We start from the raw sequence: 21115 nt of genomic DNA on the forward strand, positions 1-21115 counted from the left end.
AGCGAAATACAACATAAAGAAAGTATGCTATAAATAACGGGATGAAATGAAAAAAGCAAAGAGCAATAAGCATAGTCCTGAAGACTGCGCTTATTGCTCTTTGCATTATTTAAGACCGCTACAGGCTATTTAATTGAGCTTCTTGAGCGAACGAACTTCTGATTCGGACAGTCCAGAGGATTTAACAATAATAGATATTTCGACCCCGAGGGCTAGAAGCTCTGTCGCCATCGCAAGAGCCTTTTTTCGTTCTCCTTCGGCCATTGCTCCTTCTATCATAGAAGCCTCATCATGTAAAAATTTTTGCCGCTCTTCGTATAAACGTCGGGCTTCAGCATCCTGACTAAGAAACTCCAATGTATCCATCGCTTTTTTCAAAACGGGCTCATTCATGGTCAGTACCTCCCAACTCGATTTATCTACACCTTTTAAAAATAAGAGCCAATTAACTAAACCGCCACTCTCCACAGGAGCAGTGCTGCTTAACCACCGCCAGCTTATCTGGATTTCTCATCAAATAAATGCTCCGAATCGCACCATTCACGATATGCAAAAATCCGATCGTGACGATTTGGCCGTCCGTATAGGTCACAAACGAAGTTTGGCCGTTCAACGACATAAGCTCAATGCGAGAATCCACTCCGGATTGAGCTGCTTTGCGTCGCAAGCCCAGCAGGAAGCGCGATACACGGTCGCGCGAAATAATCGGACGCAGTGCGGCCAACACTTTGCCGCCACCGTCGGACAGCAGCACAGCATCCTCGGATAGCAGCGACAGCAGTGTATCCATGTTGCCTTGTTCAAGCGCGAACAGGAAGCGGTTCACCCATTCCTTATCAGAATTTAGCGCGAGGAGTTGCTCATCCTCAGCGATTCCCATTTTGCCTCTAGCACGGCTAAAAATTTTACGGCAATTCGCTTCGCTCTTGCCGACGAACTCCGCAATATCCACATATTCAAAACAAAGCGCTTCGCGCAGCACAAATACGGCGCGCTCGGCCGGAGTTAGCCGCTCCAGCAGCGCGAGCATCGCATATGACAACAAGTCCTTGTGCACGACGGACTGCATCGTGTCTAAAGTGGGGGTCGGAATCGGCTCGGGGAGCCATGGCCCCGTATACACTTCTCGTTTTTTACGAGCTGACTTCAACAGATCTAAGCTGCGGTTCGTCGTCATTTTGCACAAGTAAGCTTTCGGTTCTGCCAAGTTCTCGATACTTAATCCATGAACTCTTACGAACACGTCTTGAACAATATCCTCCGCGTCGGCAGCTGATCCGGTCATCTGGTAGGCAAGGTGAAATAACAGCCCGTAATACTTTTCATATAACACTTCCATCGCTGCGCGAGTCACTTCCTTTCTGTATGAATACTACACAATACTACACGCTAATTGCTTTATTTTAACATGCTCGCCTCATTCCAAGTGAAGCTCCGAATCTTCCAAGCGAGCTTGCCTGTCAAAATAATATCGAGTCCCCATTTACGTGTCCATACCATGCCACGCTCCGGCCCTAACCCTACGCAATAGAAGTCCATAAAGCTTTGATGAATAGGCGCAGGACTCTTTCCTTCCACGTCGGCTAACACGATTTTGCCCAGTCTGGCAGCTTGGGCAGTCGCTTCTTTACAGGTCATTTGATCGGCTTGCCCACTGATTGGATCAACGATATGGGCGCAATCTCCAATGCTGTACACGCCACGAGCCCCAGCAACGCGATAAGAAGCATCTACGACGATTTGGCCTCCCGGTGTTAGAGGCAGCCCCATGCTGCGCAGCGCAGGATTTGGCACAAGTCCGAGCGTCCACACGCATACGCCGACCGGAATCATGTGGCCGTCGGATAAGGTGACCACCCCTTCATGCTCACGCAGAGCCCTTCGCCCATGAAGAACCGTGACGCCATAATCATGCAAGGCACGTTCCAGCTTGTGTCCCATCTTGGCTGAACCTTCTGGGAACAGCCGATCCTGTGCATTAAGTAAATACACCTTCACCATATGAGGGTCGAGGTTAAGCTTGTTCGCTTCTTCGCGCATCGCATAAGCCAACTCGGCGGCTGTCTCAATGCCGCTAATACCAGCTCCGGCGACAGCTAGAGTGAGCAAGCGCTGCCGCTCTTCTACCTGCTTTACTTGAGTGGCTTGCTGCAAGTTGGTACGCCAAGCTTCCCGAATAGCAGCCGCAGCTTCCACGCCAGTCAGAGCAATTCCGCCTTGCTCCTGCTCTGGCTGCCGAACCATACTGCCCACTGCTACGACGAGAATGTCATAGTGCAAACATTGCTCCTTGCCCCATTCATTTTGCCATAGCAGATGTTGCTCTTCTCTGTTTATCGTCGTGACCGTACCTTGAATCAATTGAACCTCCTCAGCGGCAAGCAGACGTGCCAATGGCAAGGCAATATCCGACTCTCCCGCGGCCGGCTTGAACAACAGCACTTTGCGGAGGTGATACGACTGTTTATCGATCAGAATGAGCCGCAGTTGCTTCACCGGGCTGTCTTCTCTCCACTTTTTTCGAATCGCTTTTGCGGCATGTATGCCAGCATATCCACCCCCGACGATCACGCAGGTTAACGATTTCATGAGAGCCATCTCCTCTGTTTCGATTTACACATATAACGAGACAGCCGGATAAGGTGTGACGGGCTTGCTGTGAGACTATTGACAACAAAAAATAATCGTGTTACATTTATCTCGAAGTAAAGATAAACTAAACCGAGATAATAATATAAATGAAAATATGACACCATAAATATTGGAGGAATGTCAAATGAACCAACTAAAAGGTATCCACCACGTAACAGCCATTACGAGCAGCGCAGAAAAAAACTATGACTTTTTCACAAATGTGTTAGGAATGCGTTTGGTCAAAAAAACGGTAAACCAAGACGATATTCAAACGTACCATTTGTTTTTTGCAGATGATAAAGGTAGCGCAGGTACAGATATGACGTTCTTTGATTTTCCTGGTATTCAAAAAGGCGAGCACGGTACAGATGAGATCGCAAAAACATCTTTCCGCGTACCTAATGATGCAGCTTTGGACTATTGGGTCAAACGATTTGACCGTTTGAATGTTAAGCATTTTGGAATTAAGGAGTTGTTTGGCAAACAGACACTTTCGTTTGTTGATTTTGATGACCAGCAGTACCAGTTGATTTCCGATGAGCATAACCAAGGTGTACCGTCCGGTACGCCGTGGCAAAAAGGTCCGATCCCACTTGAGCATGCGATTACTGGATTGGGGCCCGTCTTTATTCGAGTCGCTAACTTTGATTTCTTTAAAGAAGTATTGGAAAAAGTGTTGTTGTTCAGAGAAATAGCCGCGAATGGAGCGCTTCATCTATTTGAAATAGGTGAAGGTGGTAACGGTGCGCAAGTGGTCGTGGAGCATAACGAGGATTTGCCGCGATCCCAACAAGGCTTTGGTACAGTTCACCACGTGGCTTTCCGTGTGGAAGACCGCAAGGAGCTGGATCAATGGAATGAGCGTCTGGAAAGCTTCCGATTCCGCACATCCGGCTATGTGGATCGATTCTTCTTCGAGTCGTTGTATGCGCGAGTGGCGCCGCAAATTTTGTTTGAGTTTGCAACAGATGGCCCAGGCTTTATGGGGGATGAGCCTTACGAAACGTTGGGCGAGAAATTATCGCTCCCTCCATTTTTAGAAGCAAAACGTGGAGAAATCGAAAAATTGGTTCGCCCCATTGATACGGTTCGCAGCACGAAGCAATTTACACAAGAGTAAGTTGAGTGATTTTGTAGGAGTGCGGGGAGAGGCATTGTCCTTCTTTATAGGAGGAGGGATGTGCTCTCCCTTTTTCAATTATACCGTTAAAGGTGTTCCATTGATTCGTGTTTCAAGCGAAATGAGCTGCTCAATACGGCCTAAGATATGGTGTAAGTGAAATTGTTGCTCGATATGGTATACACCGTGTGAAAATGAGGATCGGTAAAGCTCAGCGGCTACAGCTGCCGCTACCCTAGCGGTGACATCGGCTTCGTGCTTGCCATGGACAAAGTATTCAACTAGCGTAGCTACGCCATCTTTGTGACCCCGCGCCTCTACTTTGACAGCAAAATGCTCTTCACCGAATTGCAGTTTGCTGAACAATTGCACGGCTACTTTACGGATGGGCTTATACGTTAATGCATTCAATATACCCGCTACTTTCAAGCCCGCGAGCAGCTGCGTTACAGCTGCCGAATCAAAACAGAGCCGCGTGGCAACAGTAGGGACGCCAAGTGTGCGCGGAAGCACATACTGATCGGAAAAATTGAAGCGATAAGCGGTTTTACGTCCTATTTTCGCTCCAAATGAGGTCTTCCTGCCTTCCGTAAAGCTTGCAACGGTTGCGGGATATCCGTTCTGCATCACCTCGAAGGTGGTGTTTAGATTGTCGATCGTCCACTCAATTGCGGCTTGCCCGTGTTTATCACCTAAGCCAAGCATAATGGATATGTCGACGGTGTCTAATTGATCCAGATAATTTTTGGCATGGAGCGCGAGTAAGTTGGTCAGCCCTGGAGCAAGGCCGACGCTCAAAATGGCCGTCGCACCAGCCCCCGATGCTTCCACATGTAACTGCTCCACTTGGGAGAGAAATGCAGCATGAGCGGACACGTCTATGTAATGGATGCCTCTGTTTAAGCAAGTCTGAACAAAGGTAGTATCCGTCTGATCTAGGCACATGATCACGAGCTTGACGTGGTCCAGCGTAGACGGGTCTATATTATCCCCGATATTGAGTTGTAAAGGCTGTACTTTACCTGCTGTCGAGCGGCTAAAACTCTCCGCTCTCTCTAGGCTTCTGCCAGCGGCGTACACGTTGCCTGGAAACTGCTCGGCTAGCTCTTGGCATATCGTTTGTCCCACATGACCATACCCACCAATGACGATAATACGTTCCTTCATGATGATCTCTCCTTGTGTTGGATGTTATGAAACGGGTTTGTTTCCTTAAATGTGTCTTAATCGGAATATGAGGAAACGAGTATTTGATTTAGTAACTAAATTAAATCAACAAAAAAATATAGACCGTTACTTCGGTGAGCATAACTTACGTTATTTAGTATAGTTTCTAAACTAATTTATTGTCAACAAGGGAGGGGCTACAGATATGTGAGCTCTCCTTTGTTGCTGTATCTACTTCTTCAGACTTAGTTGCCTTACACGAACAAATTCTAGGATTTGATTAAGCTCACGAAATTGATTGTTAGGGCCTCGATAGGAGTTGGTTTGGATATGAAATGGATCATGAATGGTAATTTCTTTAGGAGTTCCGTCTGGATGGTAATGAGCATGAAACTTCATGATTAGTTGCTGATTATGCTCATACCAATCGTACCAATACAGTTCAATCTCTCTCCGTGTATTTTCTAATATCTCGGTACAATACATTTTCGATAAATCCTGAAACACTATCGTCTTGCGGATCGTTCTGGCGTCGCTAGGAAGACCATTCGCACCATTCCTGATTTCCAAGATGATGTCTGAAAAGTTTATCTCAATAAAGTTAAAGTTACTCTTCGGTATTCCTAAACTCAAGTTGCTGCCTCCTTAAATAGTGCCTCCAAACTTGAGCATCGGATTCTTCTTCGGGAGTCAAAAGACGTTGTGCGCCGAGCGTGTGTTCGAATTCGCCTTGATATTTTTCTTCATACAATGCGATTTGTCGAGTGTAATAACTCTGATTGTCTTCATAATGAACAGGACTAAGTTCTCTCTCTTGCTTTTCCCACATCTGGACGATATCGCGGATCGAAATCTTTTTGTTGGCTGGCGTTATATACATCGTATCATCGGAAATACGATTATGTTTATTGGCACCGACAAGTTCAACCCCTTCAAAACGCCCTTGTTTGATCCAATTGTGAATGGTGACCACACTGACACCCAAAAATGTAGACAACTCTTTGGGGCTATATTCTTGACGTGCAGCTTGTGTAGGCTCTACTTCTTGTTTACAGGCTTGAATAAGCGCATGCTCTAACAAAATCGAAAACTTTTCTTTGAAAGTGTCAGGATCTTCGAAGATGGATTCATCAAATGCGCGAATAAGATCGTCATTATTTTTCATGGCATGTGCCAACACTTTAAACAACAAGACACTGTTGTCAAAGTTGCTTAGATTAAGTAACTCTAGTGCGATATGGTCTGAATTTTGGGTAAATAATTTTTTTTCAGAATAAGTAATTGGCATTAACATCACCTCACACTCCCATATTATACCTTTGTTTTAGTTATTTCAATGTTTTTAAACTAACTTAAAGAAACTTAAAATTAGTCATTTTTACTATTATTATTCCTTGGTCTTCGGTTTAAACCTTATTTCATTGTACGGGTAGTGAAAATATGTAGTTGAGCAGAAGGGATTTGAGGGTGAGATACAGAATATGGAACACTGCGTAACTACAAGTAGGTTAAATATGGGGAGAAAATAATATGAATATAAAAAAAATTACATGTATGATTTTCATCACGATTTTCCTCACAGCAGGTTGTACAGGTAGTGAACAGATAACGAAGAGTCCTGTAGAGACTCCTAGCGTTAACATAGAAGTCGCGGACGTACTAGCTTTAAGAAATAAGGCACAGCAGGATGCTGAAGAAGCTGAGCTAGCCAAGGAAGAACAAGTCATCGAACAGATGTGTAACTCCACAACGTTAACCTCTACAGATATGGATAAGATTGCTGATCGATATAGTGAAGAGTACGCCAAACATGGAATGGGCCAATCCGCAAGGGGCCAGGACGAGATGTATGCTCATATCGGACAATGTTTCCTAAGTGATATGCGGAAAATGACCACTAACCATCAAGCGCTTCAGAAGCAGGCGACAGCGATACATGAAGTCATATCTGACATTGTCCAATCGCTACTTGTTGTTGATATGGCTCATAATGGACCGGGTACGGAAAATATTCATGTAGCAGCCATGTCACTAGGTGAGTACGGTTTCTACATTCATCAGTTTGTCAAAATAAAGCTCAGCAAGGACAACATTTCTGATGAATTGGGCTATAATAAACACAAAACTTCCATCACCAAAGTTGTGGATGGGTTAGCGAAGAAGAAGTTATCTGAAGATAACAGTGTGCTGGCTGAAGAAGACCTGGTGGCTGCTCAAAAAGACTTGAAAGAGGAAGCCCCCAAGCTGGCGGTCTCAATAAAAAAACTGTTCAAGCTGCTGCCTGAAAAAGATCGCGCCGCCAATTATTTGTTGGAGAAGATAAGCACAAGATTGAACAATTCGTGGGAACCATAAAATTTTATAAAACCACTCCAAGATGAGGAGTGGATTTGTCTTTGTATGCTAATATAGATGAGGGCCCATATGTTGGGCAATGCGGAATAAATCAAAGACAACAAGGAAGGTCATAACGATGAATAAACGAATTGTAGATATTTTTATGATTATGGTAGGATCATTAATTTTTGCATTAGCCGTCAATTTGTTCGTCATTCCGAATAAGTTAGGTGAGGGCGGAGTTACAGGGGTCACGATTATTCTTTACTATTTATTTGAATGGTCCCCGGGGCTATTAAGTTTAATGATTAACGCCGTGCTGCTAATTGCGGGTTATAAATTTTTGGACAAAACAACGACGGTATACACGATTATTGCGGTAATCTTTAACTCGCTCTTTCTCCATTTGACAGCGAGCTGGCGCCTTCCGTCAGATCAATTAATTATTAACGCTATTTATGGCGGCGTATTCGCTGGTGTAGGTATAGGTATGATTATACGTGTTGGTGGGACAACAGCAGGAACGACCATTTTAGCGCGGATTATGAATAAGTATTTGGATTGGAACATTAGCTATGCGTTATTGTTTTTTGATTTGATTGTGGTATTCTCCTCCTATTTTATTATTGGTCCGGAAAGTCTTATGTTTACGATTGTGATGCTCTATGTGGGTACGAAAGTGATGGACTTCATTATTGAAGGGCTTAATCCGAAAAAAGCGGTTATGATCGTGTCCAAGGAGCAGCATGAAATTGCTGAACAAGTAAATGTCGTAATGGATCGCGGCGTGACCGTACTGTATGGACACGGGCATTATACGAAAGAGCGCAAAGAAATTTTGTATATCGTTATTAGCAAGCAAGAGGTCAGTACCCTTAAAAAGATCGTTAAAGCGATTGATAAAGATGCGTTTATTACGATCCATGATGTACGCGACGTATTTGGCGAAGGGTTTGTAGATATCGCGAAGTAAAAGAAGTCGAATGTGTACATAAAAAGGAGCTCATTTTCCACTTAGCGGCGGATATTGAGCTCCTTTTGTTAATGGTTGGCTTCCTTCGATGATAGGCTTTATTCAATTGACCCTGACAGTTGACGCTGACTAAGCATGTCTTTTCTTCGATACGCGCTTAGCATTAGTCCTACTATGGCAAACTCGAAGATGACCGTTATCATGCCCCAATTCATAAGTGGCAAATTGATTGCATTATCTGGAAGTAAGTTCATGCACATCAATAAGTTCCATATTAACTGCACGCCCAATACGGTAATTAATCCAGTGACTAGCCCTCTAGCATATCCATCTTTAAGCAATGCCCCCATAAGTAACACTCTTTTAATAAATAAAATGGAAACTAGAACGACAATAATACCAAACACCCATCCGAGGCTATATACGGCATAAGTGAATTGGAATCCGCTATCGGGAGAATACGGAAGTGTCATACCGAACCCCTGTCCCCACAACCCTGCCGATTCAAGCAATTTCAAAGAATGATCACTTACGGAATAGTGATATTGGCCTGTGAAGTAATGTCTAAACGAATTTAAGTAACTTGTGATCATAATCCAATGGGAACCAATGCTAGTATTACCGAAGTACACGATTAATCCCATTAGTACTGTAGCAGATACACCAACAGACCGGCGTAATTTCTTATTCCCTGCTACAACCAACAGAACAGCTAGACCTGCACAATAAGTAACAAAGTAATTCAACGACGTTGATTGTGTGTACATTAAAATGGGCAATAGCGCAAACAAGCCTGTATTAACCATAAGCTTCGCAAATGGACTTTGCGTACCTCCCTCTTGCTTCCTTTCCTTCTGTAACTGCAAAATGCCAGCAAAAGAAATAAGGAATAGGTACGGTGATAAATCAAATAGATGGACGTAAATCATGTAGAAAGTAGTCAAGTGAGACTCACTCAAGGCATCACGCGGTACTCCGAACAACATATATAAATGAAGCAGGTAGCTAGCGACCAATACCAATAGCGTTAACCCATAAAGCGGCCATGAGAAACGAAGCAGCTTACGGTAATCGGAAAAATATAACGCGATCATAACAGCAATACCTATGAAACCATATAATAAATCTTGCTTGATAGACAAATTTCCAGTTAGATTGGATAGAGCCAGAGCTAGTATGGAAATTAAGGCGATACACACCATACTTGCTACCAGCGCAATAACGCCCCATTCTGGCTTGGGTTTATGTGCAGTGTGCAGTCCTTTGCCTACCTCCTCAGGATCGCCCATCTTCTTCAGAACGCCTGATACCTTTTCATCTAGAGAAATGTCGTCTTGGAAACTTCGTTCTTCTGCTAACTCTTCTAAATGAGCCAATAATTCATGTCGTATGTCCTCATGCACAGCTTTGGCCTTTATATGCCCACACACACGATCCAAGTATTGAACAATTAGTGGGTGGCTATCAAACCCATTAACCCTGTCACTCATAATCCACCCTCCCCAATTACACGGTCGACCGTCGATCGGAACAGTTTCCATTCCTGCTTCTTATCGACTAATTGTAACCGTCCTTCCTCCGTTAACTTGTAGTACTTACGCTTGCGTCCACCCTCTTCATTCCAATAAGACTCCACTAATTGGTCGACCTCAAGAGTATGTAAAATGGGATACAATGTACCTTCCTTAAATGTGAATACTCCCTCTGAACGTAGCTCTATTTCCTTCGTCATTTCGTACCCATACATGTCCTTTCGATCAAGCAATGTCAGTATGAGAATAACCGTACTTCCTTTCATTAACTCCTTCTTAATTTTCATCTTATGTTCCCTCCTTATGCATCGATAATCTATACATCGAATATCTAGGTATTAATATAGATCATAATCGTTTATTATACAAGTCGTCATTTAATGAGAATTTTTAGGTGGATTTTGCGATCGGCGGCTTTTGCTTGCTCATCATCTATTTAAGTAGGCCGTTATGGATTAAAAAAAGAATGGCATCACAGAGCTAACACTCTGAAATGCCATTCTTTCATCTTTATGCATGACTTAGCTCGATGAGAGGTATGCCTCAAGCGAGTAGACCATTTCTGGTCCAGCCTCTTTTATAGTATGGGAAGGGGGTGAACTAGTTATTAATCTTTCAGCGAGTAGAAGCTTAACGTTCCCGACTTCTCATCCGCACTTACGAACAAGCTGCGCTTGTTCACTTTGTGAATGCCTTCAGGAGCTTTGCCACCAGCAGGGACAACGCTTAACAATTTCGGCTTCGTTGGTCGCGTAATATCGAAGAACAACACGGTGTTTCCGCGCTCCGAGGCTACGGCTAGAATTTGCTTGTCGCCGAACTCGCCTACCGTTAAATTCTCCACTTCGCTACCGCGGTTAGGGCTGCGGTCGTCAGGGTACAAACCGAGCTTCGCGTTCGCACGGTCAACAAGCGCCAGACTGTCATATACGACGTTGCCATTCAAGTCCCAAGCCATAACGTTGCGGCCACCTGATTTCACGCCGTCTTTAAACTCATCCTTGCCAAGGTCACCTTCATTGGCCGTAAACACATATTTGCCGTCGGGGCTAAACACGATGCCGTCTGGCTCCGGACGTGCCGTCAAATCGTCAACAAATGACACGACGCCATCATTTTTCAAGTCGGCCTTATGCTTCGTAGTGCCGAGGCCGAACACTTTTTGTACGGTCTTGGCTTGCAGGTCAATGATCGCAATGGCATTGTTCTCTTGCAGCGTCACGGCTGCAAGCTTGCCGTCTGGGCTAATGTCCGCGTATTCTGGCTGCGGATCTTTCGGATACGTAACCGTTGGACCTGCATTCGTCAGGTCAATCGCAACGTCCGTTACCGTTCCGTTAAGGGCATCGCCGTTCGGGAACGACAAAATGGCTACCGAGCCAGGGCGCTTTACGCGGCTAAAATCAATCTCATTCGTAACCGGATCAGCTTCCTCATCCTCGATACTTACAACGACGGTCAAGCCGTCTTTGGATATAGCGACAGCATCGGGTCCGATGCCGACTTCGTATGTTTTGACTACAGTACCAGCCGCGATATCGATTACAGCGACAGCACCTTTGTTAGGGTTAAGAAGATCATCGCCTTTGCGAACCGCAGCGAGTGCATACTTACCGTTTGGCAACACGGCAACGCTTGTCACTTCCGCTTTGTCTGAAAGGGATTTTAAACTGACTTGTTTTACAACATGAATATTCTTTAAATTCTCAATGGATACGATGCTGACAGTGCCTAGGTTAGCTTCTGAAACGAGAAGGAAATTGCCATCGGGTGTGGAGGAAATAATCTCTGCTGTCTTGCTTGGCATAGCAAATGTGGCTGCTAGTTGAAACCCACTCTTGCGGTGAACTTCAAGCTGAATGTCGTCCTCCTCTACCTGAGGGACAACTTGGGCTGACGATTCCTGATGAAGCTTGGTGTCATCGGAATGAGCATGGGCTGCAGGGGCGAGCGTTGCTGTGGATGCGATGATGTAAGCTGCAGTTAAAGAAAGGATCCAATACTTATTAGTCAATCGGAACACTCCTTCTTCATCATATTAACGTTCTATCTCTAAGTTTATTGAACACATGGGCAAAAGTAAATAATGTAATTCAGTATTCATTCAATTTTTAATTTTATAATAAAAGATAAAAATTTAATGAAAAGTGTAAAGTATACTTATCATAATTAGAGATATAATTTATAATATAATTATGAAATTAAAAAGGGGATACCGGCCATGAAAGATCTAATTACCGATGAAAATGTACTACAGGTTTTAAGAGGCTACAATAGATGGTGGGATACAGGACAAATTAATGATGATTTTGCAAAACCTATCAAGAGATTTGCATATTTCGATGCAAAGAAGAGCTTTGAACATCAAACCATACGTCGTCATGTCATTCTTACGGGACCACGTCGTGTTGGTAAATCGACCATTATGTATCAAACGATTAACGATTTGCTAACCTCAAATGTTCCCTCCAAAAACATATTGTACGTTTCGTTCGACCATCCTTTATTAAAAATGTCCGAAATAGACAGGATCATTAAAGTATATACGCATAATGTAGCACTGGGCGAGAACATTTATTTATTTTTAGATGAAATTCAATATGCTCATGAGTGGAGCGGGTGGCTTAAAACCATTTATGACAATAATCCCTCATTTCGAGTGATGGCTACGGGATCAGCTAGCCCTGTATTGAATGATAAAATGCCTGAAAGTGGAGTGGGTAGATGGGTGCAAATTCAAATACCGACCCTGTCTTTTTATGAGTATTTAGAACTCCGCCGCATTGACACACCTGTATTAAATGAAAATATTAAACCAACATCACTTAGTGCAATGAGTGTGCCGGAGCTGCATGATTTTATGGGGAAACTCCAGCCCTTGGAGAAGCATTTCCATCGCTATTTGTTAATTGGAGGATTCCCTGAAATAGCCCAGTCAGATGATGTGTCATATGGACAAAGAATTATTAGAGAAGATGTAGTGGATAAAGTTCTAAAGAGAGACATGGTTTCCCTTTTTAAAGTGAGGCATATTGATGAGCTAGAGAGGATATTTTTATATTTATGTATGACAACAGGAAACATCATAGAAGCTACAACGATTTCAAATCACATGGATATTACACGTCCCACCGCATTGAAATATTTGGAGTTTTTGGAGTTAGCTAATTTGATATATACGAGCTATCCTGTCGATATGTCTGGAAAAAAGGTGTTGAAAGCAAAGCCCAAAGTATATTTGGCGGATGCAGCAATTCGAAATGCAGTATTACTTCAAGGGGAAGAAGTTCTGCAAGATGCTGATCAAATGGGAATGATCGTTGAGTCAGCCGTATACAAACATGTTCATACATTTTATTACAATTATAATCCTAAAGTAGGTTACTTCCGCGATTCTAGCTCACAGAAAGAAATTGATTTCGTGGTAATGATGCCAAATGCAAAAATATTAATAGAAATTAAATACCGTGAACATCCACGAATCAAGGAAAATGAGGCCATAGTTGAATGGTCAAAGCGAGAAGGAACAGCTGCATCGTTGCTCATCACTAAAAATGGTGACGATTATGGATTATTAGATCATGCACCCATTATGAGAATACCTGCGTTTGCGTTCCTGTATTTGTTGGGGCATGCGGAGAAGCACCGCTCCAAGCGAACTGTTTAACGCGATGTGATAAGAGGCAGTCTAGAGCCCTTGTGTTAATAAAAAATTTTTGGGACAATAATAAACAGACTGCCTAGACTCGGATGTTTGAGTAGAATAGGAACATATATTACGAATTTTACGTTTCGAAAAGAGGATAACGATGAATAATCAATCCATTTATGGATTAACACTAGAGCAATTGACGACATGGCTAGCGGAACATGGGCATAAGAAGTTTCGGGCCTTACAAGTATGGGATTTGCTTTATCGCAAGCGGGTAACCGAATTCTCAGATATGACCGATGTTCATAAAGACTGTCTCGCCGTTTTGGGAGAACATTTCGCGATTCAAACTTTAAGTGAGCACGTGAAGCAAGAATCCGCAGATGGAACGGTTAAATTTCTGTTCCGGTTGCAGGATGGGAACTTAATTGAAACCGTATTGATGCGTCATAAATACGGTTTGTCGGTCTGTGTGACGACGCAAGTCGGCTGCAACATCGGGTGCAGCTTCTGTGCGAGTGGATTAATTGCGAAGAGCCGCGACTTATCGAGCGGCGAAATTGTCGAGCAAGTGATGAAGGTACAGCATCACCTTGATCGTGTGGGACAAGGGGAGAAGGTAAGCAACCTTGTTGTCATGGGTATTGGTGAGCCGTTTGATAACTTCACCAACATGGTAGACTTTTTACGTGTCATTACGGATCATAAAGGACTCGCCATCGGTGCGAGACGAATTACTGTATCGACGAGTGGCCTTGCAGGTAAGATTGTGGAATTCGCGGATCTGAACTTACGGGTAAACCTTGCGATTTCGTTACATGCGCCTAACAATGAGCTACGTACGCAAATTATGAAAATTAACCGCGCCATTCCGATTGAGAAAGTAATGGACGCGATGGACTACTATTTCAAGACAACGAATCAAAAAGTGACGTTGGAGTATATTTTGCTCAAGGACGTTAACGATCAGCGGGAGCATGCGGCTCAATTGGCGGAGCTTATCAAGGACAGGCTGAATACGGTAAAGGTAAACTTAATTCCGTATAATCCGGTAGATGAGCATAGCCAATATCAAAGAACTTCACGTGATTCCGTGAAAGAGTTCTATGATGTGCTGAAAAAAGCTGGCGTCAATAGCAGCGTTCGTCTTGAACACGGCACAGACATTGATGCCGCGTGCGGTCAGCTGCGAAGCAAGCAAATGAAGAAGGCACAGGAAGCAGGTAGTGAGAAGGACAAGGCTCCTTCCTGTAGCTCTTAACAAGTAAGTAAGCGATATTCTCAAGATGTGTATATGGCACATCGAAGAGGCTGTTGCTTACTTATTTTTTTATGTTCAATTTACGAATAAAGAGGATGTTAAAGACATCGTCAGCGAGATTTACTATCGGCTGTGGCAAAAAAGTCCTTGAACTGTATGATAAGCAGTTCAAGGACTCATGCATCAAATTGCTATAGGCTTTGTTTCATCATCTCTGCCATGATCTCATAAGAATGCAAACGGGCTTGATGATTATGAACATGAGCCGTAATCATCAATTCGTCAGCCTGCGTTTCGTTCAGGAACGACTGAAGCTTGTCCTGCACAGTCGTCTTATCCCCTGTGATGGAGTAATGCAGCATTTTACGAACCATCGCTTTTTCCTGCTCGTTCCAGAGGCTGTCCATGCTGTCCACAGGAACCGGAGCCTGCAACTGTCCGGGAACTCCACGGATCAAGTTAAGGAACTGCTGCTCTTGGGAAGTAGCAAGCCAGCGAGCTTCCTCATCGGTGTCAGCCGCAATGGCGTTTACACCGACCATCACGTAAGGCTTGTCCAGCGCTTCCGAAGGGCGGAAACTATTGCGATACAGCTCTAGAGCTGGTAGCAAGTAGTCCGGTGCAAAGTGGCTCGCGAAGGCAAAAGGTAGCCCAAGCTGGCCTGCAAGCTGAGCGCTAAAGCCGCTGGACCCAAGCAGCCAAAGCGGGATGTTCAGCCCTTCGCCTGGAATAGCGCGCACGCCCGTCGTGCCGAACGCTGCTGGGTTCAAATAAGCACGCAGCTCACTTAACAGCTGCGGGAAATCTTGCCCCGTACTGTCCAGGCCTCGCCGCAGGGCACGGGCGGTAAGCTGGTCAGAACCAGGGGCCCGTCCAAGACCAAGATCAATCCGGCCTGGATACATTGATTCCAGTGTGCCGAACTGCTCCGCAATAACTAACGGCGCATGGTTAGGTAGCATAATGCCGCCAGACCCTACCCGAATCGTATTCGTTCCGGCGGCGACATAGCCGATAATTAAAGAGGTGGCTGAACTAGCTACACCTGGCATATTATGATGCTCAGCGAGCCAATATCTGTGGTAGCCCCACTGTTCAGCATGACGGGCAAGGTCAAGCGTATGGCTAAACGATTGAGCCGCCGTGCTGCCAGCAACGATCGGGGCAAGATCTAATATGGAAAAAGGAACATCATGAACTTGTTTCTGTTGCCTATGTGTCGTGCCGTCTTCAAACATATTCATGTCACCCTCTCTTGAAAATGGACATTCATTTCATGTAAACCATGTGTACAACATCTTCATCAAAAAGTGTAACATGTCGACTTAATTGCATCAAACTCAGTTTCAGTTACTCGGTAAGCGAGTGAGCGTGCCCACAGAATATACTAACGGTACACCAACGACACACCAAAGACGCACCCACGACACATCAAAAAGAAGAGCACTTCAACTCGGAAATCATAATCATAAACATGAATCCGAAGTTAAAGTGCCCTCCTTGTCCAATCAAGCGCAGCTCCCTGTTATTTCGTTACGTATTTTCTGAAGTCGCGCACACCGGGAACAATTTTAGCATTCCTTTTCAAAATATAATCATCCTTCGCTTTCCACGTATGACCCGCCCGATTTTTACGACGTATGGCAGCAAAATTGTACTTACTACCCGCGTAAAGCCGATATCCCTTGGCCCGACTATCCGTACAGAACTGCACATCTTCCCCGAGGCTAACATTAGAGAAGGGGACATTTCGCAGCACTTCCCTTTTCATAAATAAGGTGGCCCCTGCGACAACTCGTACAAATTTGTTCTCTGTTTTAGGAAAGCGAAGAACAAGCGTCCGCTTACCCTCAAGCCAGCAATAATAAGCGCGTTTTCCCACAATATCAGCCTTAGAATTCTCAATCGCACGCACCGAGCCCGCAACATATTTAGGGGCGTAATAATCGTCATCATCAAATTTGGCAACGTAGTCATACTTCGACTTACTGACGCCCAGATTCAGGCAGTGGCCTAACGAAGTTTTTTCAGGTAGTTGATAGATGGATACATTTTTATATTTTTTAGCCAACTGTTTATAGACGGCAATCTTCATATCATCTTTGTTTAAAATGATAATCAGCTCTTTTTTAGCCCACGTTTGTCGATTATAGTTGCGAAAAACATTGTGAATAAAGTGGGCTCGTCTAGTGCACGTAATAATCGAAACGCCCTTCGGTTGAGGTTGTTGCTTTTTAGCCATACAGGATGATACCTCCTTCGTGCTCCCTTTGTCCGACTATGAATATTTTCTATTTTCATAGAATCATCATTTAATATGCTATACATTTCTAGCAAAATCGAAACGGCACACGAACCGGATACATCGTGGAAAAGAGGATCATATAACTTTCGCAAGCCAGCAATATGTATGTAATCTACAAAAAAAAAGAGTTTAGCGGCCCCTAGCATGCCAAAAATGAGGACGATGAGACCGCCTTCTATTAAAACTATCTACTTACGTATCTCTTAAATCGACGCACCCCGTATACGATTTTCACATTTTTATGCAGTAGTCTTTGTTCTGTAATTTTCCATGTGTGGCCGCTTGCATTTTTTCGACGAATCGCAGTGAAATTATATTTCCCGCCTGAGTAAAGGGTATAGCCCTTGGCCCGACTATCACGACAGAACTGGTCATCCTCGCCAACACTTATGTTCGCGAAACGAACATGTTCAAATACTCTTTTACGGAACACGAGGGTGGCGCCAGGGAGAATACTCACATACTTATGATCGGCCCCTGGAGAGCGCAGGATGAGCAATTTCCTGCCGCCAAGCCAACAGTAGAAAGATTTCTTGCCAACTACATCTGCTTTCGACCGCCATAATGCGTCCATGGAATCAGCCAAATAGGAGGTAGAATAAAAATCGTCGTCATCAAACTTGGCAATGTAGTTATATTTGGTTTTGAACACACCGAAATTGAGGCAGGAGCCTAACGAAGTTTTTTCAGGCAGTTGATAGACGGATACATGTGCATATCTTTTGGCCATTTGTTTATACGTATGAACATTCATATCATCATTGTTCAAAATGATAATGAGCTCTTTATGCTTCCATGTTTGTTTGTCGTAGTTGTGAAACACATTTTTCATGTAGCGGGCACGATTGGTGCACGTAATAATGGAAACCCCACTTGGACTCCAATGTGAGCTGGTAGTCATATGTTGTATCCCTCCCTCGTAATGAATTTCATCGCCTTAGGCCTTTTCTCAATTTTTTGCAAAATGGAATCACTATATATGTATGAATTGTATATAAAATAAAAACGGCTTATGGATAGGGTACAACGTGGAAAATGAGAACTTGGAGGGAAGCGTATGAACAAGCACGCTAAAACAAAGGGTGACCAAGCGCAAAAAAAAGTGGCTTATCTTACGTTCGATGATGGACCGAAGCTCGTAACGAAACGCATCTTACGCACTTTGCAGCGTCATAAAGTAAAAGCGACGTTCTTTATGCTGGAGCCGCAAATCCGTCAATGGCCGGGAGTTGCGCAGCGTATTGTCCGCAATGGACATGCCGTTGGGCTGCACGGCGTTACACACCAAGTGAGCGTGTTTTACGCATCCAGCGACTCCGTGCTGAGCGAGTTCAACCAGACCCGCAGAACTTTGCGGGAGGTAACAGGCAAGGATACGGTGCTTGTTCGAGCGCCGTACGGAAGTGTTCCGTATATGAAGCCTGCTTATCTGAAAGCTGTAGAGCAGGCGGGGTACCGTCTGTGGGATTGGAATGTGGATAGCGATGATTGGAGGTATCCAAGTGCACAATTTGTCAGCTTGTTAAAAAAGCGGATTATTAAACAAAGTAAATCGGACTCCAAATTAATTATTCTTCTGCACGATAAACCGGCAACCGCCCGCTATCTCCCCCGAATTATTCGCTTTCTGCGGCATAAAGGCTACGTGTTTAGACGGCTGAACGCTACTCTGACCCCTGTTACACGGTAGGTAAATGTAGGGGAGAGTTTGACGTGAAACCAAAAGGTTTCATATAATGAAGGGGAGGGATGTGAAACCTAATCGTTTCATATCTGATGTGCAGTTGACCGCTACGAAATACTCGCAACGCGCTTCTTGTTATGCACTACTCGTTACGCGGGATATTTTAGCGACGACAGCACAACCTAAAACATCGCAACTTAGTAGGAGGCACTTGATGGAACAGAACACCCCAGAAACATTGCAGGAGATTCGCCAAACGATCGTACTGAACGCATCTATACAAAAGGTATGGGATGCGGTTGCGACATCAGAAGGAATCGCGGTGTGGTTTATGCCGAACGATTTTAAACCTATAGAAGGCTATGAATTTCATTTGAATGCAGGTCAGTTTGGAATGTCACCTTGCAAAGTAACCGAAATTGAACCGCCTAATCGACTTTCTTTTGATTGGGCACAAGATTGGAAGATTACGTTTCAACTCGTTGATCTCGGTGAAGGACAAACCGAGTTCACTCTCATCCATGCAGGCTGGGATGCGAATAAAGTGACAGAGTTCGGTCAGCCGCATACGGTCGTTCGTGAGCGTATGGGCCAAGGCTGGGTTGGCATCGTAAAGGCGCTGAGCGCTTACGTTGAGGCCTAAGATGGCCGCGTCTTCGGCTGCACCTAAACATGACGTATTTCAGGCAGTAGCAGACCCGACCCGCCGCAAGCTGTTACAGCTGCTGGCGGACGAGGAGATGTCGGTTACCGTTATAAGCGGCCATTTTCCGATAAGTCGGACGGCTGTTTCCAAGCATTTGCGCATCTTAGCGGATGCGGGACTCGTCAAAGACCGTAAGGTCGGTCGTGAAACTCGCTATCGGCTGGAGCCGGAGCCGCTGCTGGAGCTGAAACGTTGGCTCGCTTATTATGAGCGATACTGGGAAAATAAGCTGTCTATCCTCAAGCGCTTCGTGGAGTCCGATGAGTCGGATGGTAGAGATTTTTTTGCTCCGCTTGAGGTGGTTGAGCGAGTTGGCGCACAAGTGAATGATACGAGTGGCATGAGTGACATGAGTGACGCGAGAGACACGGGTGACGTAGATGACATGAGTGTCATGAGTAATCGTGGGCGTAATGGGACGGAAGATAACTAAGTTGTAAGTAAACAGAATCGAAAGTGTACAACAAGAGGCGCCTTTTTTGAGGACGCCTCTTGTTAAGTTATAGAGATAGAAACAAGCATATGTAAGGGATGTCCAAGTAGGCCCAGATGATCCGTGGCACTTATTGGAATATTAAATTGAATGTACGCAACGTGCGATACACTAAATGAAGGAATAAGGTCTAGTTGGAATAAGTAAAAGAATAAACCAGTGGTAGGAGAGGAATGCACGATAAGGAGTGAACAAGCGATCTGTAAAAGGAGGATGATGGGTGATGAGCAACACGGATAACATGACGCAACATAAAAGCTTGCGTGCCCTTATGGCGCAATTGATTGATTATGCAGGTCTGTTTCCACCTGCAAGCCTGTCACTTGATGAAGCGATTCGCAATTATGCTGCTTATTTAAAAAGCGAAGATAAGTGGATGTTGGGACGCTTTATTATTCCAGCGTCGCGGCTTGCGGAGCTTCATTCCTATGTATCGCTATTTTCCCGTAATGCTCCATTACGTATTTCTGCTCTTGGACGCAAGAGCGAAGATTCAGAAGCTTGTCGTACAGGGCTCAACGCAGATCTTCAGCTCATTGCCGAATTTACGAGTATGCATGGTCATGCTGCAACTGTAGAAGTACTAGAGCTTCCTCTCCCGCCGAGCACAGAAGACGCGGAACTGCTGAAGTACATTGCAGCCAAGACGTCAGAGCAAGGCGTGTACCCATTTTGTGAGCTTATTCCGCGCAAAGGTTGGGACGAAAGGTGCTGGGAAAGTCAACTGTATAAGACAATTGACGCGATCGGTATTCAAAATGCAAATAAGGCCAGCACGGAGCCTTGGCTCGGAGCGAAATTGCGTACGGGAGGCGTTACCGCAGATGCATTTCCGAAGCCTTCGCAGGTAGCGTCCGTCATTTTAGGATGCCGTAACCGAGGTATTCCATTGAAGTTTACCGCAGGTCTTCATCATCCGTTTCGTATGCACCGAGATGAAGTGGGGACGAAGATGCACGGCTTTGTGAATGTATTTGCTGCGGGAATGCTCGCTAAATACAACCTTTTGTGCAGCGAAGAAATAAAAGACATTTTAACTGACGAGAACCCAGATCACTTTTGTTTTACAGACAAGGGGCTTACTTGGCGTGAGCATGTAGTAACTAGCCGTGCAATCGTGCATTTGCGCAAGTTAGTATGCTCTTTCGGCAGTTGCAGCTTTGATGAGCCGCGAGAGGATTTGAGAAGAGTGCACATTTTATCTTAAATGAGAGTCTTGAATGAGAGCCTTAAGTCAGGACCTTGATGCAG

Annotated in this window: 19 protein-coding genes and 2 pseudogenes; 9 read left to right on the forward strand and 12 right to left on the reverse strand. The window is 44.5% G+C overall.

All coding sequences use genetic code 11. The features are described 5' to 3' along the window. Positions 1-129: 129 nt before the first annotated feature. From KIK04_RS10900 to KIK04_RS10910, 3 genes and pseudogenes are all read right to left on the reverse strand, one after another. Positions 130-471: pseudogene (locus tag KIK04_RS10900) on the reverse strand (PD-(D/E)XK nuclease family transposase); the annotation flags it as partial. Beyond that, the gene (gene sigJ, locus KIK04_RS10905) at positions 446-1339 is read right to left on the reverse strand and encodes an RNA polymerase sigma factor SigJ (RefSeq protein WP_232278252.1); all 894 of its coding nucleotides are present in this window, start codon (positions 1337-1339) and stop codon (positions 446-448) included. The gene sigJ and the pseudogene KIK04_RS10900, both read right to left, overlap by 26 nt. A 59-nt stretch (positions 1340-1398) precedes the next feature. After that, positions 1399-2589, reverse strand: a complete 1191-nt coding sequence (locus tag KIK04_RS10910) for an NAD(P)/FAD-dependent oxidoreductase (RefSeq protein ID WP_232278253.1) — start codon at positions 2587-2589, stop codon at positions 1399-1401. A gap of 187 nt (positions 2590-2776) precedes the next feature. Between KIK04_RS10910 and KIK04_RS10915 the strand changes: the two genes are divergently transcribed. Then, the gene (locus KIK04_RS10915) at positions 2777-3754 is read left to right on the forward strand and encodes a ring-cleaving dioxygenase (RefSeq protein WP_232278254.1); all 978 of its coding nucleotides are present in this window, start codon (positions 2777-2779) and stop codon (positions 3752-3754) included. 78 nt (positions 3755-3832) lie between these two features. Here KIK04_RS10915 and KIK04_RS10920 read toward each other — a convergent pair whose 3' ends face one another. From KIK04_RS10920 to KIK04_RS10930, 3 genes are all read right to left on the reverse strand, one after another. Next, entirely contained in the window at positions 3833-4924 is a 1092-nt protein-coding gene (locus tag KIK04_RS10920) for a saccharopine dehydrogenase family protein (RefSeq protein WP_232278689.1), read from the reverse strand. 228 nt (positions 4925-5152) lie between these two features. After that, positions 5153-5554 carry a toxin-antitoxin system TumE family protein gene (locus KIK04_RS10925; protein WP_232278255.1) on the reverse strand — a complete coding sequence of 134 codons (402 nt, stop codon included), beginning with the start codon at positions 5552-5554 and terminating at the stop codon, positions 5153-5155. Beyond that, positions 5529-6215 carry a helix-turn-helix domain-containing protein gene (locus KIK04_RS10930; protein ID WP_232278256.1) on the reverse strand — a complete coding sequence of 229 codons (687 nt, stop codon included), beginning with the start codon at positions 6213-6215 and terminating at the stop codon, positions 5529-5531. Before KIK04_RS10930 ends, KIK04_RS10925 begins: the two co-directional genes overlap by 26 nt. Before the next feature lie 236 nt (positions 6216-6451). Here KIK04_RS10930 and KIK04_RS10935 point away from each other — a divergent pair, with 236 nt between their 5' ends. Further along, a complete protein-coding gene (locus tag KIK04_RS10935) occupies positions 6452-7276 on the forward strand; it encodes a hypothetical protein (protein WP_232278257.1) in 825 nt (274 codons plus the stop codon). A 118-nt stretch (positions 7277-7394) separates the two neighbouring features. After that, complete coding sequence (locus tag KIK04_RS10940) at positions 7395-8231, forward strand: YitT family protein (protein ID WP_232278258.1); 837 nt, start codon at positions 7395-7397, stop codon at positions 8229-8231. Positions 8232-8329: 98 nt separating this feature from the next. Here the strand turns inward: KIK04_RS10940 and KIK04_RS10945 are convergent, their stop codons facing one another. The 3 genes from KIK04_RS10945 to KIK04_RS10955 form a co-directional block, all read right to left on the reverse strand. After that, positions 8330-9721, reverse strand: coding sequence for an FtsW/RodA/SpoVE family cell cycle protein (locus KIK04_RS10945; RefSeq protein ID WP_232278259.1), 1392 nt, complete (start codon positions 9719-9721; stop codon positions 8330-8332). Beyond that, complete coding sequence (locus KIK04_RS10950) at positions 9718-10050, reverse strand: PadR family transcriptional regulator (protein ID WP_232278260.1); 333 nt, start codon at positions 10048-10050, stop codon at positions 9718-9720. Before KIK04_RS10950 ends, KIK04_RS10945 begins: the two co-directional genes overlap by 4 nt. A 320-nt stretch (positions 10051-10370) precedes the next feature. Beyond that, positions 10371-11777: a choice-of-anchor I domain-containing protein gene (locus KIK04_RS10955; RefSeq protein ID WP_232278261.1), complete on the reverse strand. Its 1407-nt coding sequence runs from the start codon at positions 11775-11777 to the stop codon at positions 10371-10373. A gap of 207 nt (positions 11778-11984) precedes the next feature. Between KIK04_RS10955 and KIK04_RS10960 the strand changes: the two genes are divergently transcribed. Then, positions 11985-13430, forward strand: a complete 1446-nt coding sequence (locus KIK04_RS10960; RefSeq protein ID WP_232278262.1) for an ATP-binding protein — start codon at positions 11985-11987, stop codon at positions 13428-13430. 142 nt (positions 13431-13572) lie between these two features. After that, a complete protein-coding gene (gene rlmN, locus KIK04_RS10965) occupies positions 13573-14676 on the forward strand; it encodes a dual-specificity RNA methyltransferase RlmN (protein ID WP_232278263.1) in 1104 nt (367 codons plus the stop codon). Positions 14677-14867: 191 nt separating this feature from the next. On the opposite strand, the gene KIK04_RS10970 is transcribed toward rlmN, so the two are convergent. From KIK04_RS10970 to KIK04_RS10980, 3 genes are all read right to left on the reverse strand, one after another. After that, on the reverse strand, positions 14868-15914 hold the full coding sequence (locus KIK04_RS10970; RefSeq protein ID WP_232278690.1) for an LLM class flavin-dependent oxidoreductase: 1047 nt from the start codon (positions 15912-15914) through the stop codon (positions 14868-14870). 287 nt (positions 15915-16201) lie between these two features. Further along, positions 16202-16918: a glycosyltransferase family 2 protein gene (locus KIK04_RS10975; protein ID WP_232278264.1), complete on the reverse strand. Its 717-nt coding sequence runs from the start codon at positions 16916-16918 to the stop codon at positions 16202-16204. A gap of 247 nt (positions 16919-17165) precedes the next feature. Beyond that, positions 17166-17882, reverse strand: coding sequence for a glycosyltransferase family 2 protein (locus KIK04_RS10980; RefSeq protein WP_232278265.1), 717 nt, complete (start codon positions 17880-17882; stop codon positions 17166-17168). Positions 17883-18038: 156 nt separating this feature from the next. Here KIK04_RS10980 and KIK04_RS10985 point away from each other — a divergent pair, with 156 nt between their 5' ends. From KIK04_RS10985 to KIK04_RS11000, 4 genes and pseudogenes are all read left to right on the forward strand, one after another. Next, complete coding sequence (locus KIK04_RS10985; protein ID WP_232278266.1) at positions 18039-18671, forward strand: polysaccharide deacetylase family protein; 633 nt, start codon at positions 18039-18041, stop codon at positions 18669-18671. 208 nt (positions 18672-18879) lie between these two features. Then, complete coding sequence (locus KIK04_RS10990) at positions 18880-19308, forward strand: SRPBCC family protein (RefSeq protein WP_232278267.1); 429 nt, start codon at positions 18880-18882, stop codon at positions 19306-19308. A 1-nt stretch (position 19309) separates the two neighbouring features. Continuing rightward, a pseudogene (locus KIK04_RS10995) lies at positions 19310-19663 on the forward strand (ArsR/SmtB family transcription factor); the annotation flags it as partial. A gap of 424 nt (positions 19664-20087) precedes the next feature. Then, positions 20088-21071, forward strand: a complete 984-nt coding sequence (locus KIK04_RS11000; RefSeq protein ID WP_232278691.1) for a hypothetical protein — start codon at positions 20088-20090, stop codon at positions 21069-21071. Positions 21072-21115: the final 44 nt, after the last annotated feature.

This window comes from Paenibacillus sp. 481, assembly GCF_021223605.1.
GTDB lineage: Bacteria > Bacillota > Bacilli > Paenibacillales > Paenibacillaceae > Paenibacillus_B.

Coding starts and splice junctions, on each gene's coding strand:
- sigJ (WP_232278252.1), bottom strand. CDS start 1,339: ATGGAAGTGTTATATGAAAAGTATTACGGGCTGTTATTTCACCTTGCC.
- KIK04_RS10975 (WP_232278264.1), bottom strand. CDS start 16,918: ATGGCTAAAAAGCAACAACCTCAACCGAAGGGCGTTTCGATTATTACG.
- KIK04_RS10980 (WP_232278265.1), bottom strand. CDS start 17,882: ATGACTACCAGCTCACATTGGAGTCCAAGTGGGGTTTCCATTATTACG.
- KIK04_RS10915 (WP_232278254.1), top strand. CDS start 2,777: ATGAACCAACTAAAAGGTATCCACCACGTAACAGCCATTACGAGCAGC.
- KIK04_RS10970 (WP_232278690.1), bottom strand. CDS start 15,914: ATGTTTGAAGACGGCACGACACATAGGCAACAGAAACAAGTTCATGAT.
- KIK04_RS10930 (WP_232278256.1), bottom strand. CDS start 6,215: ATGTTAATGCCAATTACTTATTCTGAAAAAAAATTATTTACCCAAAAT.
- KIK04_RS10940 (WP_232278258.1), top strand. CDS start 7,395: ATGAATAAACGAATTGTAGATATTTTTATGATTATGGTAGGATCATTA.
- KIK04_RS10945 (WP_232278259.1), bottom strand. CDS start 9,721: ATGAGTGACAGGGTTAATGGGTTTGATAGCCACCCACTAATTGTTCAA.
- KIK04_RS10960 (WP_232278262.1), top strand. CDS start 11,985: ATGAAAGATCTAATTACCGATGAAAATGTACTACAGGTTTTAAGAGGC.
- KIK04_RS10990 (WP_232278267.1), top strand. CDS start 18,880: ATGGAACAGAACACCCCAGAAACATTGCAGGAGATTCGCCAAACGATC.
- KIK04_RS10950 (WP_232278260.1), bottom strand. CDS start 10,050: ATGAAAATTAAGAAGGAGTTAATGAAAGGAAGTACGGTTATTCTCATA.
- KIK04_RS11000 (WP_232278691.1), top strand. CDS start 20,088: ATGAGCAACACGGATAACATGACGCAACATAAAAGCTTGCGTGCCCTT.
- KIK04_RS10935 (WP_232278257.1), top strand. CDS start 6,452: ATGAATATAAAAAAAATTACATGTATGATTTTCATCACGATTTTCCTC.
- rlmN (WP_232278263.1), top strand. CDS start 13,573: ATGAATAATCAATCCATTTATGGATTAACACTAGAGCAATTGACGACA.
- KIK04_RS10910 (WP_232278253.1), bottom strand. CDS start 2,589: ATGAAATCGTTAACCTGCGTGATCGTCGGGGGTGGATATGCTGGCATA.
- KIK04_RS10985 (WP_232278266.1), top strand. CDS start 18,039: ATGAACAAGCACGCTAAAACAAAGGGTGACCAAGCGCAAAAAAAAGTG.